This is a genomic window from Gemmatimonadota bacterium (assembly GCA_022560615.1).
Classification (GTDB): Bacteria; Gemmatimonadota; Gemmatimonadetes; order Longimicrobiales; family Gaopeijiaceae; genus UBA1138.
Genome location: JADFSR010000017.1, coordinates 62,086 through 78,132 on the forward strand (window position 1 = coordinate 62,086; position 16,047 = coordinate 78,132).

The 16,047-nt window shown below is 64.4% G+C and carries 12 protein-coding genes; all 12 read left to right on the forward strand.

Features of this window, described 5'->3' with window-relative positions; genetic code table 11:
• Positions 1 to 47: 47 nt before the first annotated feature.
• Positions 48 to 1,106, forward strand: a complete 1,059-nt coding sequence (locus tag IIB36_11245; protein MCH7532315.1) for an adenylate/guanylate cyclase domain-containing protein — start codon at positions 48 to 50, stop codon at positions 1,104 to 1,106.
• 30 nt (positions 1,107 to 1,136) lie between these two features.
• Positions 1,137 to 3,755 (forward strand): DNA mismatch repair protein MutS, encoded by a 2,619-nt coding sequence (gene mutS, locus IIB36_11250; protein MCH7532316.1) that lies wholly within the window; start codon positions 1,137 to 1,139, stop codon positions 3,753 to 3,755.
• Complete coding sequence (locus IIB36_11255; protein ID MCH7532317.1) at positions 3,752 to 4,177, forward strand: energy transducer TonB; 426 nt, start codon at positions 3,752 to 3,754, stop codon at positions 4,175 to 4,177. Before mutS ends, IIB36_11255 begins: the two co-directional genes overlap by 4 nt.
• A gap of 29 nt (positions 4,178 to 4,206) precedes the next feature.
• A complete protein-coding gene (locus IIB36_11260) occupies positions 4,207 to 5,592 on the forward strand; it encodes a pyridoxal-phosphate dependent enzyme (GenBank protein ID MCH7532318.1) in 1,386 nt (461 codons plus the stop codon).
• On the forward strand, positions 5,589 to 6,617 hold the full coding sequence (locus tag IIB36_11265) for a D-alanine--D-alanine ligase (GenBank protein ID MCH7532319.1): 1,029 nt from the start codon (positions 5,589 to 5,591) through the stop codon (positions 6,615 to 6,617). Before IIB36_11260 ends, IIB36_11265 begins: the two co-directional genes overlap by 4 nt.
• Positions 6,618 to 6,664: 47 nt before the next feature.
• The gene (locus IIB36_11270; GenBank protein ID MCH7532320.1) at positions 6,665 to 7,510 is read left to right on the forward strand and encodes a rhomboid family intramembrane serine protease; all 846 of its coding nucleotides are present in this window, start codon (positions 6,665 to 6,667) and stop codon (positions 7,508 to 7,510) included.
• Between the two features lie 231 nt (positions 7,511 to 7,741).
• Positions 7,742 to 9,844, forward strand: coding sequence for a S46 family peptidase (locus IIB36_11275; GenBank protein ID MCH7532321.1), 2,103 nt, complete (start codon positions 7,742 to 7,744; stop codon positions 9,842 to 9,844).
• A 126-nt stretch (positions 9,845 to 9,970) separates the two neighbouring features.
• Complete coding sequence (locus tag IIB36_11280; protein ID MCH7532322.1) at positions 9,971 to 12,046, forward strand: elongation factor G; 2,076 nt, start codon at positions 9,971 to 9,973, stop codon at positions 12,044 to 12,046.
• A 1-nt stretch (position 12,047) separates the two neighbouring features.
• Positions 12,048 to 12,779 (forward strand): succinate dehydrogenase cytochrome b subunit, encoded by a 732-nt coding sequence (locus tag IIB36_11285; GenBank protein ID MCH7532323.1) that lies wholly within the window; start codon positions 12,048 to 12,050, stop codon positions 12,777 to 12,779.
• The gene (locus IIB36_11290) at positions 12,779 to 14,695 is read left to right on the forward strand and encodes a fumarate reductase/succinate dehydrogenase flavoprotein subunit (GenBank protein MCH7532324.1); all 1,917 of its coding nucleotides are present in this window, start codon (positions 12,779 to 12,781) and stop codon (positions 14,693 to 14,695) included. The genes IIB36_11285 and IIB36_11290 overlap by 1 nt, the downstream gene beginning before the upstream one ends.
• Positions 14,696 to 14,719: 24 nt before the next feature.
• A complete protein-coding gene (locus tag IIB36_11295; protein MCH7532325.1) occupies positions 14,720 to 15,496 on the forward strand; it encodes a succinate dehydrogenase/fumarate reductase iron-sulfur subunit in 777 nt (258 codons plus the stop codon).
• A gap of 19 nt (positions 15,497 to 15,515) precedes the next feature.
• A complete protein-coding gene (locus IIB36_11300) occupies positions 15,516 to 16,016 on the forward strand; it encodes a hypothetical protein (GenBank protein MCH7532326.1) in 501 nt (166 codons plus the stop codon).
• The last annotated feature ends 31 nt before the right edge of the window (positions 16,017 to 16,047 follow it).

Genomic DNA, 16,047 nt, shown 5'->3' on the forward strand with positions numbered 1-16,047 from the left:
CTTCCTTGTCGCGTTCGCGTACAGCGTGGGCGTGATCTAGAGGACTCTTGCGGGCCATCGTCAAGAAGCGGATCCGCTCGACGGCCCGCTTCGTCGCGGCCGGTGTCGTGATCGGTGCCATCGTGGGCCTTCTCATCCATCAGATCGAGGGTGGCGTGCTCCTCCCGCACGTGTCGCGAGGGGTTGCGATCGGAATACTGATCGGCTCTCTCATGGGGATCGGAGAGGAGTGGGTCTTCGTGGGCAGGATGCGCTGGCGCCATTACGTGTGGGTGACGGCGCTGCGCGTCGCACTCTACACCGGAGTCATCGTCGTAGCGCTCGTTCTCGTAAACGGAGCCTCGACGGCCCTCACCTCCGACGCGGATCTGCTCGCCGCCCTGGAATCCTACGTCAGGGGCGAAACGATGGCGCGAGATCTCGTCCTGGCAGCCGTGATGGCTGTTCTCGGGACGGCGTTCCTGGAGATCCGGCACCTCCACAATCCGGGGGACATCTTCAACTTCTTGCTCGGGCGGTACCGGTTCCCCGTGGAGGAGAGCCGCATCTTCCTGTTCGCGGACCTCGCGGACTCGACCTCGATCGCAGAGCGCCTCGGCGACATCAAGTACAGCCGCTTCATCGGTGATTGCTACAGAGACGTGGCGGAAGCGATCCTCGCGTGGCGCGGGCAGGTGTATCAGTACGTCGGCGACGAGGTGGTGATCAGTTGGCCTCTGGAGAAGGGCTTGGCGGACGCGGCGTGCGTCCAGTGCTTCTTCGCGATGACCGAGCTGCTGGCGTCGACCCGAGCTCGGTACGAGGAGATCTATGGAGTGACACCCCGCTTCCGCGCAGGACTGCACGGCGGGTCGGTGGTCGTGACGTGGGTGGGGCTCGCCAAGACCGAGCTCGCGTTCCACGGCGATGCCCTCAATGCGACCTCGCGCATACAAGGCCTCTGCAAGGAGCGCGGCGAGTCGTGCATCGTCTCGGCTACTCTGATGGACAGCTTGACGCTTCCGAGCCACCTCCGCGCCCGATCTCTCGGTATGGCAGGCCTGCGCGGGAAAAGCGCATCGATGGAGCTATTCGCGATCGACCGAGCGGCCGGGGGCGCTGATTGAGCCCCGGGCGACTCCAGTCTACCTTGACACATGGTCGAAGACGACACTCCTCTCATGCAGCAATGGCGGGCAGCAAAGTCCCGTCACCCTGACTCCCTCCTCTTCATGCGCGTGGGGGACTTCTATGAACTCTTCCACGGCGATGCGGAGGAGGGCGCGCGTCTCTTGGGACTCACCCTCACGTCCCGAAACAATGGGGCGGCGGCCAGGGTCCCGCTGGCTGGCGTGCCGGTCAAGGCGCTCGATGGCTATCTGTCGAAGCTGGTCCGACTCGGTCGCCGAGTAGCGATCTGCGACCAGGTCGAGGACCCCGCGCTCGCGACGGGCATCGTGAAGCGCGAGGTCACGGAGACGGTGACGCCCGGCACCGTGCTCGCGGACGATCTGCTTACCGAGCGGAGAAACAACTTTCTCGTGGCGCTCGTGAGGCCGTCGGCCGACGTCTTTGCGCTTGCGGCACTCGATGTGTCCACCGGCGAACTCACGGCGCAGATGGTACCGGCGGAGGAGCTGCGCGCGGAGTTGGGTCGAATCGAGCCGTCAGAACTGCTCCTGCCTCGCTCACTCGAGGATGCAAAGGAGCTGGATGCCGCCGCTCCAGCGTCCGTCGTGCCGCGCACCATCCGTGACGACTGGATGTTCGAGGCGGATGTCTCGACGGATGAGCTCCTGCGCGTCTACCGGCTGGAGTCGCTGGACGGGTTCGGTTTCGAGCCCGACGACCAGCCGCTCATTCGAGCCACCGGCGGGTTGCTCAAGTACCTGAAGGAGATCAGGCCGGCTGGCGTGACCCACCTCCAGCCGCCGCGTATTCGCCGTCCCGGCAGTGTCATGCTGCTCGATGAAATGACGCGTCGGAATCTCGAGCTGATCGAGCCGCTCCGGGGTGGGGACGAGGGCGGCACCCTGCTCGACGTCCTCGACCTCTCCGTGACCGCGATGGGCGGGCGACTTCTCCGGCGCTGGATCCTCGAGCCGCTCGTGGTCGCCGACGAGATCTGGCAGCGGCAGGACGCCGTGCGGGACTTCGTGGAACACCCGGAGCTGCGCAACCGCCTGCGGGACGCGCTCTCTGACGTGACGGATCTGGAACGCTTGGCGGGCAAGATCGGCACCGGTCGCGTGGCTCCAAGGGACCTGCTTGGACTGAGGCGCTCACTCGAGCGACTTCCCGCGATCCGGGCGCTCGGAGCCGAAGCCGAGGCCGAGATGGTTGCGGATCTGTGCGGAGAGCTCGATTGCATGGAGGAAGTGCACGACTTGCTCCTGCGGGCGATCTCGGACGACGCGCCGGCGGCGCTGCACGACGGTGGTGTGATCCGCCAGGGATGGTCCGACGAACTAGACGAGCTGCGCTCCGTCCGTGACGGGGCGCGGGAATTCATCGCCAGTCTTCAGCTCCGTGAGCGAGAGCGCACCGGCGTCTCCTCGCTCAAAGTCGGCTTCAACAAGGTCTTCGGGTACTACCTGGAAGTGAGCAAGGCGAACACGGCCAAGGTCCCCGACGACTACGTGCGCAAGCAGACGCTGACCAACGCCGAGCGGTACTTCACGCCCGAGCTGAAGGAGTGGGAGGAGAAGGTCTTCGGAGCGGAGGACCGCATCATCCAGCTCGAGACCGAACTCTTCGCCGAGGTGCGTTCACGGGTCGGTGGGGCGGTGACCCGACTCCAGGACGGCGGAGCCCGGATCGCCACGGTGGACGTGCTCTCCGCGCTGGCCGAAGTCGCGACGCGGCGGGGATACGTCCGTCCGATAGTCCACACCGGCTTCGACCTGGCGGTGAGCGGAAGCCGGCACCCGGTGGTCGAGACCATGATGCCCCGGGAGGAGTTCATCCCCAACGATCTGGTACTGACGGAAGAGGGCTGGATCATCGTGCTCACGGGACCCAACATGGCGGGCAAGAGCACCGTGCTGCGCCAGATCGGGCTGATCCAGCTGCTCGCCCAGATCGGATCGTTCGTGCCGGCCGATGCGGCCAAGCTGCCGATCACTGATCGGATCTTTACGCGTGTCGGCGCTTCGGACAACCTCGCCCGCGGGCAATCGACCTTCATGGTCGAGATGAGCGAGACCGCGGCGATCATGCACGGTGCCACGGACCGTAGCCTCGTATTGCTCGACGAGATCGGCAGGGGAACCTCGACCTACGACGGGGTCTCGATCGCGTGGTCGGTCACCGAGCATCTGCACGAGAAGATCGGAGCCAAAACGATCTTCGCGACGCACTACCACGAGCTCACGCAACTCGGCGATCTATTGCCTGGTGTGAAGAACATGAACGTCTCGGTCCGGGAGGTCGGAGACGACATCGTGTTCTTGCGGCGCCTCATGGACGGAGGGGCCGATCGCTCCTATGGGATCCAGGTCGCTCGGCTCGCGGGACTCCCGGACCGGGTCGTCGCCCGCGCGCGGGAACTTCTCGAAGAGTTGGAGGGAACACATACGGGTGGCGGGGAGGGTCTCGGCCGGCACGGCGTGCACGGGCCCGGCTCCGAGGCTGCGCTCGATCAACTGTCGATGTTCCGGATGGAGCACCCTCTCGTACGTCGCCTGTGCGCCTTGGATCCGGACAACCTGACTCCGAAGGAAGCTCTCGCACTCCTCTACGAACTGAGGAAGTCCGCGACAGGCGGTGACGATTGAAGCGAAATCACGACTCTTGCTCGCACGATTCCGGAGGGAGCCTCTTCGCGCGGGGCGCCGTAGCCGCCGCGCTGGTGGTGGGCCTCGCATGCGGAGGCGAAGGCGAGATTGAGCTGCCGACGCCGCTGTACGGGGACGTGCCCATCGACTATCCGATCCAGCTTTGGGATCAGGACATGGAAGGACAGACGCTGCTACGGGTACGCGTCTCGGACACGGGCGCGGTGGACTCGGTCGAGGTTGTGGGGTCGTCGGGATACGAGGCCTTCGACTCCGCCGCGGTCGCCGGGGCCCGCGACCTGCGCTTCAGCCCCGCGCGCCGAGACGGTGAACGCATCGAGGTCTGGGCGACCGTGCCGGTTCGTTTCTCGAAGCGCCCCAGACCCGATACGGCACGCGTCTTGCCACTACCGCACGCATGAGCGCGCGCCGCCATCTCGTCAATCACTGAATGTCCGAACGACACCGAGAGCCGTACGACTCCGTCCTCGACCTGATCGGTTGGACGCCGATGGTCCGACTCTCGTCGGTCACCGATGGAGCGCGCACTCCCCTGTACGCGAAGTGCGAGTTCATGAACCCCGGCGGCTCGATCAAGGACCGGATTGGACTCGCGATGTTGGAGGCCGCGGAGCGGGACGGGTCCCTCAAGCCCGGCGGCACGATCGTTGAGGCGACCGGGGGGAACACGGGCCTCGCGCTTGCGATGGCCGCGTCGCTCAAGGGGTATCGCTGTATCTGCACGATGCCGGACAAGATGAGCGGTGAGAAGGTCAAGCTGCTGAGGGCCTTCGGCGCGGAAGTAATCATCACGCCGACCGCGGTCCCGCCCGACCATCCGGACCACTACCTGCAGAAGGCGCGCTCGATCACGGCGGAGACGCCGGGCGCGGTGATGGCGGATCAGTTCTACAACCAAGCGAATCCCGATGCGCATTACGACACGACCGGCCGAGAGATATGGGAGCAGAGCGGAGGGCGCGTGACCCACTTCGTCGCCTCCGCTGGTACCGGTGGCACGATCAGCGGTGTGGGCCGCTACCTCAAGGAAAAGAATTCGTCCGTGAGGATCGTCGGGATCGATCCGGAGGGTTCGATGATCGCTCCCTTCTTCAACACGGGAGAGGAGGTCGAGGGACACCCGTACAAGCTCGAGGGTGTCGGGAACGACAAGATCCCGGGTGCGCTCGACCTCGACATCATCGACGAGTATCGGACCGGGGAGGACGGTGACGCGTTCCGGATGGCACGGCGCCTGACCCGAGAGGAGGGGCTGTTCGCGGGCGGCTCCTCCGGATTGGTGGTGCATGGTGCGATCCAGATCGCGAAGGAGCTGGACGATCCGGAGGCCTTCGTGGTCACGCTCCTGCCTGACTGGGGAGAGCGCTACCTCAGCAAGGCGTACGACGACGACTGGATGCGCGACAACGGCTTCCTGCAACGGCCTCGGCGCTCGACCGTCGGGGAGTTGGTGCGCGCGAAGGAGGGAGATGTGCCGGAGCTCATCATCGTCGAGCCCACTACTTCGGTCCGGATCGGCCTCTCCACGATCACCGCGCATGACATCGGGCAGCTCCCGATCGTGCTCGATGGCGAGTGCGTGGGCTCGGTCACCGAGACCCGGTTGATGGCCCAGGTGATCGAAGACCCATCGCTGCTCGACAAGCCGGTTGAGACCGTCATGGGCGCTCCCTTCCCGGTCGTGGATGGCCATGTCGACTCTGCGGAGATTCGAAGTCTGCTCACTCGCGAGAACGCGGCGTGCCTCGTCCGCGAGAACGGGTCCCTCACTGGGATCATCACGCGCTACGACGTCATCCGTGCCCTGACCGCATGAGGATCGCCGTCCTGATGGGCGGGACCTCGGACGAGCGCGAGGTCTCCCTCGCGTCTGGGGCGCAGATCGCGTGCGCGCTGCGAGAGGCAGGTCACGACGTCGTCGCGGTGGACACGGCACACGGACCGCTAAGCCGAGACGAAGAGACGCGCTTGCTGAGCGGGGGCGTGCACGCGGCGCCACCCGGTGCGAGCGATCTGGCGCGTCTCGATGAGCGCCACACGGTGGCGCTGACGCGCGACCCGTCACTCCAGGACGTCGACGTCTTCTTCCTGGCGCTTCACGGGGGCTCGGGAGAGGACGGCACCCTCCAGGCGCTGCTCGACGTCGCTCGCGTGACCTACACGGGTAGCGACCGCCTCGGCTGTTCCTTGGCGATGGACAAGGAGGTTGCCAAGCGTCTCCTACGAGACGCAGGGGTTCCGACCCCCGATTGGATGACCGGCCAACCTACGGAGGCGCAGGTGGTCGAGGCGCTCGGTCTGCCGGTCATCGTGAAAGCGTCAGGCGGTGGCTCGTCGTTGAGGCTAGTCCTCGCCCACGACCGCCCCGAGCTCGTCGCGGCCATCGAAGAGAGTCGCGGCTGGGATGACGTGGTGTTATTCGAGCGATATCATTCGGGCCGAGAGCTGACGGTCGGGGTGTTGGGGGACGAGACTCTACCAGTAGGGGAGATCATTCCCGAGCACGAGATTTTCGACTACGAGTGCAAGTATCAGCCGGGCATGGCCCAGGAGATCTTCCCGGCTGACATCCCAGAGGCGCTCTCGGAGCGGCTCGGAGTGCTTGCTCTCAGGGCGCACCGCGCGCTGCGCATGCGGGACTACTCCCGGGTCGACTTCATTGTGGATGGGGACGGTCAGCCCTGGTGCTTGGAAGCGAATGCTCTGCCTGGGATGACCGCGAACAGTCTGCTTCCCAAGGCGGCGCAGGCCGCTGGTACGGAGTTTCCGGAGTTGTGCGATCGCATCGCTTTGCTAGCGGCCGCAAGAAGAAGGGTCCACAGGAACCTGCCCACTGGGTAGGGGTTTGCATAGATCTCGCTAGACGCACGGACAGTCGAAGAACGAAGATGGCGTATTCAAGCAGAAGCTACGGCTTCAGTTTCATGCTCACCCCGATGGTGAAGCGCCTCATGATCGCCAATGTGGCGGTTTTCGTCATGACGCTGATCCTCGGGCAGAGCTTCGTTTTCGAGTGGTTCGCCTTCCAGCCCACGCGGATCTTCTTCCGTCCGTGGGGACCGCTTACATACATGTTCCTTCACGGCGATTTGATGCACCTCGCCGTGAACATGCTCATCCTGTTCTTCTTCGGGCCGCCGCTCGAGGGACGTTGGGGCGAACGGGAGTTCCTCCGTTTTTACGCGATCTGTGGCCTGGGGGGCGTGGCGCTGAGCTACCTGTTCCTCCCCAACATGGTCATCGGGGCCTCAGCCGCGATGTACGGGGTCATGCTCGCGTTCGCGATGAACTGGCCGGACGCACCGATCTACGTTTGGGGCATCTTCCCCGTCAAGGCGAAGTACCTGGTCGGTTTCTTCTTCGTGCTCAGCTTGCTGAGCGCGTTCCAGAGCTCGAGTGGTAGTGCAGGCGGTGGAGTAGCGCACTTCGCCCATCTCGGCGGCCTGATCGCCGGCTTCCTCTATTTGAGATCTGACTGGCGTCCGGGTGCGCAGTTGGCCCGCATCAAGAAGGCCGCCACGCGTTCACGTCGGCTCGCGATCGTGCCTCGGGATGAGAGCGTCGAAGAGCATCCGGGAGTGGAGACCTCAGCGCGCCGACCCCGAGAGGAAGCGGTGCTCTACGAGAAAGTCGACGCCGTCCTCGACAAGATTTCCGCGACGGGGATGTCGTCGCTCACCCCGGGCGAGCTCAAGCTGCTCGACGAGGTCTCGAAGAGGCACCGCACGAACTAGCCCTGCGCGGCCCTTGCTTGTCCCCCTTCAGGTCGCTCGCGAGTTTATCGGGCCCGCCCTTCTCGGCGGGTTACGGTATTTCCGATGAGATCCAGAGAGGTCGGCATGGTGTCTTGGGAGACGAGGATCTGTTCACGTTGGGTCCCGGCGCTGGCCGGTGCGCTGCTACTCGCGTCCTGCGGAGGCTCAGCTCCTCCGCCACCCCCGCCCCCGCCCCCCGCTGGGCCGGAAGTGGGGCCCACTCCATTCGTGTTCGGGGTCGATCTCGACACCGTTCAGGCGGGCGTCTTCGACCAGGGCAAGATGTGGACGTTCGAGTTCCCGCCGGCCGACTACATCGCCCAGACGCATGGTTTCCGGCCGGACGAAGCTTGGTTCGAGAGAGCTCGTCTCGGTGCACTGCGCATTCCCAGTTGCTCGGCCTCGTTCGTGTCACCCAACGGCCTCGTGCTGACGAACCACCACTGTGCTCGTGACTTCGTCGCGCAGCTGTCGGGCGAAGGCGAGTCTCTCCTGGACGACGGTTTCCGGGCGAGGGACCTCGCCGATGAACGTCCGGTCGAGGACTTCGAGGCCGACCAGTTGGTTGAGATCGTCGACGTCACCGAAGAGGTGAATGCTGCCGTCGACGCAGTCAGTGCCGATCAACGGGGCGAGGTACGCGAGTCCCTGCTCGAAGAGATCGAGGCGCGCATTCTCGAGGAGCGGGGCGGGGAAGACTCCGGCTACGCGGTCGAGATGATCTCGTTGTACAACGGGGGGCGCACGTCGGCGTATGTTTTTCGACGGTATACCAACGTGAAGTTGGTCATGGCCCCCGAGCTGGAGATCGGATTTTTCGGCGGCGACCCGGACAACTTCACGTTCCCGCGCTACAACCTCGACTTCTCGTTCTTCCGTGTGTACGACGACGACGACAACCCGCTCGCGAGCGAGAGCTACTTCCCGTTCGACACGGACGGCATCCAGGAAGGCGACCCGATCTTCATCGTGGGCAACCCGGGTTCTACCCACCGGCTCCAGACCGTCGCAGAGCTCGAATTCCGACGGGACGTCACGGACCGATATCTGCTCGAGACGTTCCGCCGGCGTATGCGTGTGCTCGACGCGTTCATCCAGGCGAACCCCGAAGTGGCCGAGCAGCAGCATCTAGGTAACGAATACTTCAGCCTTGCCAACTCGGAGGAGGCGTACGACGGACAGATCCGGGGCCTCGAGGATCCGCTCATCATCGCGCGCCGAAAGGACACGGAGCGCGACTTCCAAGCGGCGATCGAGGCAGACCCCGACCTTCGGAGTCGGTACGGGGATCTGATCGAGCGCGTGGCAGCACTTCAGGAGCAGAAGCGGGCCGCGGCACCGGTCATCGGGGCGTTCTCTGTCTTCGGCAACGCGTATCTCGACTCTTCGACGCTCCTCAGGGGCTTCTTCGCTCTGCAGGTCATCTCGATGCGCCAGAGCGGGGCATCGCCCGGAGAGATCGAAGACATGATCGAGAACGTGATCGGAATGCCCCAGATGCATCCCGATCTGGATGCCGCGCTCATGGCCGACCGGTTCGAGGAGATGAGCGACTATCTCGGCGACGACCACCCGGCCATCGCCGCGCTCCTGCGGGGTCGCACGCCGATCGAGACCGCGCGGGGGATCATACGAGGCACGATGCTCGGCGACTCCGCTATCGCGGTCACAGCGCTACAGAACGGCAGCGTGACTCCCGAGGACGCTGCGGTGCAAGCGGTCATCGCCTTCTTGCCTGCGTTCCTGGAGCTCAACACCCTCTACGTCGAGGTCGGCCCGCTCGAAGAGGAGATCGCGGCCGAGCTCGGTCGCGCCCGCTTCGAGATCTACGGGACCGACGTTCCCCCCGACGCCACGTTCTCGCTGCGCATCGCCGACGGGGTCGTGACCGGATACGAGTACAACGGCACCGTAGCTCCGGTCTTCACGACGTTCTACGGCCTCTACGACCGGCACTATTCGCACGTGGGCAATCCGGATTGGGACCTGCCGGAGCGTTGGCTGGATCCGCCGGCGAGCCTCGACCTCAGCACGCCGATGAACTTCATATCGACTGCAGATATCATCGGCGGGAATTCGGGCTCGCCGGTGCTGGACCGGGACCTCGAGGTGGTAGGCGTGGTCTTCGACGGGAACGCGGAGAGCCTAGCCGGCGACTACATCTATCTGCCCGAGAAGAGTCGTTCGGTCGCCGTCGACGTGCGCGCGATCCTGGAAGCGCTCGACGAGATCTACGACCTCGATCGACTCGTTCTGGAGCTCACCACGGGCGAGCTGGCCGCCACGGAAGCGGAGGCGGACGCAAGGCGCTAGCCGCGGTGTGAGCGTCTTGCCCGGGTTATGGGGCCTCTCTAGAATCCGTGTCGGCAAATGATCAAGAACGGGGCCTCCTGCCAGCTAGTGGGGGCCTCGAATCATCGAAGAGTCGGAGGATTCTGAATGGCATCGGGCAAGGAGTACACCACGGATCGCATCAGGAATATCGCGGTCCTGGGCCACGGCGGTGCGGGCAAGACCAGCTTGGTGGACGCGCTCTGCTTCGTCGCGGGCACGTCGAAGCGGCACGGCAACGTGGACGAAGGCACCGCGCTCACGATGCATTCCCCCGAAGAGCATGCTCACGAGATCTCGATCCAGATGACACCGGCGTATGCCGAGCACATGGGGACGAAGATCAACCTGCTCGACACTCCCGGTTATCTGGACTTCACCGGTGAGACACTGGCGGCCGTGAGAGTCGCTGACTCTGCCATCATTGTGGTCAGCGCCACCTCGGGCGTCCAGGTGGGCACGGAGCGCGTCTGGGAATACTGCGAGGCCCGGGGAATCCCCCGGGTCTTTTTCGTTTCGATGATGGACAAAGAGCACGCCGACTTCGATGGCGTCTTCCAGCAGATCAAGAAGCTCGCCGCCGGCGCGCTTCCGGTGGAGATCCCGGTCGGCGAGGGAGCCGCCTTTTCCGGCATCATCAACCTCTTCAGTGAAAAGGCGCACATCTACAAGCCGGGCACCGCCACGGGTGAGTACGACGAGACCGAAATCCCCGCCGAATTGGTGGACAAGGAGGCTCAGTGGGAGACTGAGCTTCAAGAGACGCTTGCTACTACGGACGAGTCACTGCTCGAGAAGTACATCGAAGGTGGTCAGATTTCGCGGGAAGAGGCGATCGAAGCGATGGCCCGCGGCATGGCGCGCAACGAGGTGTTCCCGGTTTTTTGTGGATCGCCGCCAAAGACGTACGGCATGCGAGCGCTGCTCAAGAAGCTCGTTGAGCTCTGCCCGAACCCGGCGGAGGCCCGTGCGGAAGTCGTCGGAGACGAGGAGCTGGCCGTCTCCGATAGCGGCCCCCTGGCTGCACTCGTCTTCAAGACGGCAGCCGAGCCCCACGTTGGCGACCTGTCGTACTTCCGGATCTTTTCGGGTTCAGTGGCCAACGGTGCGGAGGTCGTGAACGCATCGGACGGCCGGACCGAGAAGCTCAACCATCTGAGTATCCCGATGGGCAAGGAGCGACACGAGGTATCCAAGCTGCATGCCGGAGACATCGGCGTGATCGCGAAGCTCAAGCACACGCACACCAACGACACGCTCAACGATGAGGGCAGGAAACTCCAGTTGCGCATGATCGAGTTTCCGAGCGCGGATATCGCGGTGGCGATCGTCGGGGAGACGCGCAACGACGAGGACAAGCTGGGTGAGGTCCTTCCGAAGCTGAGCGAGGAGGATCCGACGTTCTCCGCGAAGTTCGACGCCGAGCTGCACCAGACGATCGCTCGCGGCGTCGGTGAGCTGCACCTCGACGTGCAGTTCGAGCGCATGGCGCGCAAGTACGGGGTAAAGGTCAAGACCGAGCGGCCGAAGATCGCGTACCGTGAGACGATCTCGGCGAAAGGCGAAGGACAGGGGCGCCACAAGAAGCAATCTGGCGGCCGCGGCCAGTTCGGAGACTGTTGGATCCGCTTGGCGCCCAAGGCTCGTGGCACGGGTTACGAGTTCATCAACTCGGTCAAGGGTGGCGTGATCCCGTCGAAGTATCTGCCGTCGGTGGACCGCGGCATTCAGGAGGCGGCGGCGAAGGGAGCCATCGCGGGCTACCGGCTCGTGGACTTCAGCGCCGAGTGCTACTTCGGGTCGTACCACGCGGTCGACTCGTCCGACATCGCGTTCAAGCTCGCTGGATCGATCGCCCTGAGGGCGGTTGCGGAAAAGTGCAAGCCGGTGCTGCTCGAGCCCGTGCTCGAACTCGCGGTGACTACGCCGGACGAGTACCTGGGCGATATCATGGGCGACCTGACGTCGCGGCGAGGCAGGGTGCAGGGCATGGAGCCGGCGTCCGGCCGCACCACTGTGCGGGCGCTCGTGCCCGAGGCGGAGCTTTACAAGTATGCGGCGACGTTGCGTTCGATGACGCAGGGGCGTGCACACCACAGCCGGAAGTTGGCTGGGTACGAACCTGCGCCTCCGGATGTGGCGAAGAAGATCGCGGCCGAACGTGCTGAGGAGCAGGCGCGCTAGGGTGAGCTTGGGTTTCTTCCAGAGCACGCTTGGTAAGAAGGCCGTAGTCGCGGTTACGGGCGCCATCTGGGTCGGCTTCCTCGTGGGCCACGTCGCCGGAAATCTCAAGGTTTTCCTGCCCGATCCGGAGCCGGGCGTCAGCGACATCGACGTGTACGCGGAGTTCTTGCGCTCAGCGGGCGAGCCCATGCTCCCTCACGGCGGGGCACTGTGGACGTTCCGACTGATCCTGATCGTAGCCCTCGTGCTCCACGTGGTCTTCGTGGTCCAGCTCTCGGTCGCGAGTCGGGCGGCGCGACCGGACCGATATGAGAACCAGCGCCTAGTGCGGGGTACGCTCTCAGCGAAGTGGATGATGCCCACCGGGGTGCTTCTGCTCGGCTTCGTCGTCTTCCATCTCCTGCACTTCACCACTGGGACGATCGACCCCGCCAATTTCGAGCAGGGCCGGGTTTACGCGAACGTCTATTCCGCCTTTGCGCGCTGGCCCTTCGTCGTGCTGTATGCCGCGGCGATGGGGCTCGTCTCGCTTCACGTCTATCATGGCGCCTGGAGCATGTTCCAGACGCTGGGGCTCGACAGTCCTGATCGGAACCGCGCGCTTCGTTGGTTCGCCACGATCCTCTCCGTGGCGCTGTTCGTGGGATTCGTCATCGTCCCGATCTCGGTCGCCGTAGGTGCCCTCGATCCCCCGACCGAGAGCGTGGCGCAGACCGAGACAGGGGGAGAATGATGCCGCTGGACGCGAAGATCCCGGAAGCGCCGATCGAGCACATGTGGGACACGCATCGGGAGCACCTGCGCCTCGTCGGCCCCCGCAATCGGCCGCGCTACAGGATCCTCGTGGTGGGCAGCGGATTGGCCGGCGCCGCCGCAGCCTCCTCGCTGGGCGCGATGGGCTACCGCGTGGATTGCTTTTGCTTTCAGGACAGCGCCCGCCGGGCCCACAGCATCGCGGCCCAGGGAGGGATCAACGCCGCCAAGGACTACCGCAACGATGGCGACTCGGTCTATCGCCTTTTCTACGACACCCAGAAGGGTGGTGACTTCCGGTCTCGGGAAGCGAACGTTTGGCGGCTGGCCGAACTGAGCGCAAACATCATCGATCAGGCGGTAGCGCAGGGTGTACCGTTTGCCCGTGAGTACGGCGGGATGCTCGCGAATCGCTCCTTCGGCGGGGTCCTGGTTGAACGGACGTTCTACTCGCGTGGCGAGACCGGTCAGCAACTGCTCTTGGGCGCGTGCTCTGCGCTGGCGGAACAGATCAAGGCGGGGCAGGTGGAGATGTACACCCGCACCGAGCTGCTCGATATCGTGGTCATCGACGGGCGCGCACGAGGGATCGTGGTTCGGGACCTTGTCACCGGCGAGGTCCGATCTCATGCGGCGGACGCGGTCGTGCTCGCGACCGGCGGTTACTCCAACGTCTACTACCTGTCGACCAACGCGACGGGCTGCAACGTCACCGCGACCTGGCGAGCGTACAAGCGCGGGGCCAGCTTCGCGAATCCCTGCTACACTCAGATTCATCCGACCTGTATTCCCGCCTCGGGGGAGCATCAGTCGAAGCTCACCCTGATGAGCGAGTCGCTGCGGAACGATGGGCGCATCTGGGTTCCGCGAAAGAGCGGCGACACGCGTGCACCCGGCGAGATCCCTGAAGAGGAACGCTACTACTACCTCGAGGAGCGGTATCCGCGGTTCGGCAATCTAGTTCCTCGGGACGTTGCTTCTCGGAACGCCAAGGACGTATGCGATCAGGAGCTCGGGGTTGGTCCGACAGGCCGAGGCGTCTATCTGGACTTTCGCGACGCGATCGCGGAGCACGGACGCGATGTGATCGCGGGCCGCTACGAGAACCTCTTCGAGATCTACGAACGGATCACCGGCAAGAGTCCCTGGAATACACCGATGCAGATCTACCCGGCACCCCACTACACGATGGGTGGGCTGTGGGTCGACTACAACTTGATGACCACGGTGCCGGGCCTGTACGCGATCGGGGAGGCGAACTTCTCGGATCACGGGGCGAACCGACTCGGGGCGAGCTCCATGATGCAGTGCCTCGCCGACGGGTACTTCATCCTACCGATCACGATCGGGGACTATCTGAGCCGGCACCCGAACGGGGACGTGGACGCCGACCATCCGGCTTTCGGCGAAGCTGAGCGCGAAGTCCAAGACCAGATCGAGCGTCTGCTCGGGATCGGGGGCACGCGAACCGTCGAGTCTCTCCATCGGGAACTGGGCCGAGTCGTGTGGGATCACTGTGGAATGTCCCGTACAGGGGAGGGCCTACGTGAAGCCCTGAAGATCATCCCGCGGCTCCGTGACGAGTTCTGGTCCAATTTGCGGATCAACGGTACCGGTGAGCACCTCAACCAGTCGCTCGAGCATGCGGGTCGCTTGGCCGATTTCTTCGAGCTCGCGGAGCTGATGTGCCTCGACGCGCTGACCCGGGAGGAGTCGTGCGGCGGGCACTTCCGCGAGGAGCATAAAACCGAGGAAGGAGAGGCGCTTCGCGATGACCTGGACTTCGCTCACGTGTCGGTCTGGGATTTCCAGGGCCCCGACGAGCCGCCGGCGCTCTACGAGGAGCCGCTGACCTTCCACGCGCTGCCGCTGGCGCAGCGCAACTACAAGGTTTGAAAGGTTTGAAGACGTGACACACCCATGAGATTCACGCTCAGGGTTCATAGGCAGCCCGGGCCCGAGGCTCGTGGGTCTCTCGTGGAGTATTCGGTGGACGACATCAGCCCGGATACGTCGTTCCTCGAGATGATGGATCTGCTCAACGAGCAGCTCACCGCGAAGGGAGAGGACCCTGTCGCGTTCGACTCCGACTGCCGTGAAGGCATCTGCGGCATGTGCTCCATGGTGATCAACGGGCAGGCCCACGGCCCGCTGCCCGAATCGGCCACCTGCCAGGTCTACATGCGTCACTTTCAGGACGGCGATGTGATTACCGTCGAGCCCTTCCGGGCGGCGGCGTTTCCGCTGGTCCGTGACCTGATCGTGGATCGAAGCGCGTTCGACCGGATCATGCAAGCCGGAGGATTCATCAGCGTGCATTCCGGCCCGAAGCCGGACCCCAACTCCGTGCCCATCGAGCCTGGGACGGTCGAGCTGGCTCTCGACGCGGCGTCCTGCATCGGTTGCGGCGCCTGCGTGGCCGCGTGCCCGAACGCGTCGGCGATGCTCTTCACCGCCGCCAAAGTCTCGCACCTCGCGTTGCTTCCTCAGGGCCAGCCAGAACGCTACGAGAGGGTGCGGAGCATGGTCGGGCAGATGGAGGAGGAAGGCTTCGGTGCCTGCCGGAACTATGGGGAGTGCGAGGCGCAATGCCCCAAGGGAATAAGCATCGGCTTCATCGGCCACATGAACCGCGATTACCTTCGTGCCTCTCTGCTCGATCCAGTCGATCGGCAGGGGAAGATGGTCTCCCAGTAGCCGCAAGAGGCGGAGTGACATGTTCGAGCTCAAGCCATTATCACCGGACGCGGTGCCGGCGGCGCTAGCCAAGGCCGAACACTACCGGCTCCTGAACGAGCCTGAAGAAGCCGAGAGCATCTGCATCGACATTCTCGAAGTGGACCCTGAGCATCAGCAGGCGTTGATCAATCTGCTGCTCGCGAGGACTGACCAATTTCAAGAGGGCAGCCCATCGCTGCTCAAACAGGCGCGGGAGGTGCTTCCTCGACTCAAGCGAGAGTACGATCGGGCGTACTACGGCGGCCTGATCTGCGAGCGTCAAGCGAAGACGCTCCTTCGAAGACGTGGCACACGTTCGGGCTTCGTCGCATACGAGTGGTTCCAGTATGCCCTCGAGCAGTATGAGCTGGCTATCGCCTCCCGTCCCACAGACGCCGGGGACGCCACGCTGCGTTGGAACGCTTGCGTGAGGATGATCGAACGTCACCCGCACTGTGCTCCGGAACCGGAGGAGCGTGCGGAGCTCGGTCTCGAATGACCGCCACGCCACACATCCGCTGACTCGCCGA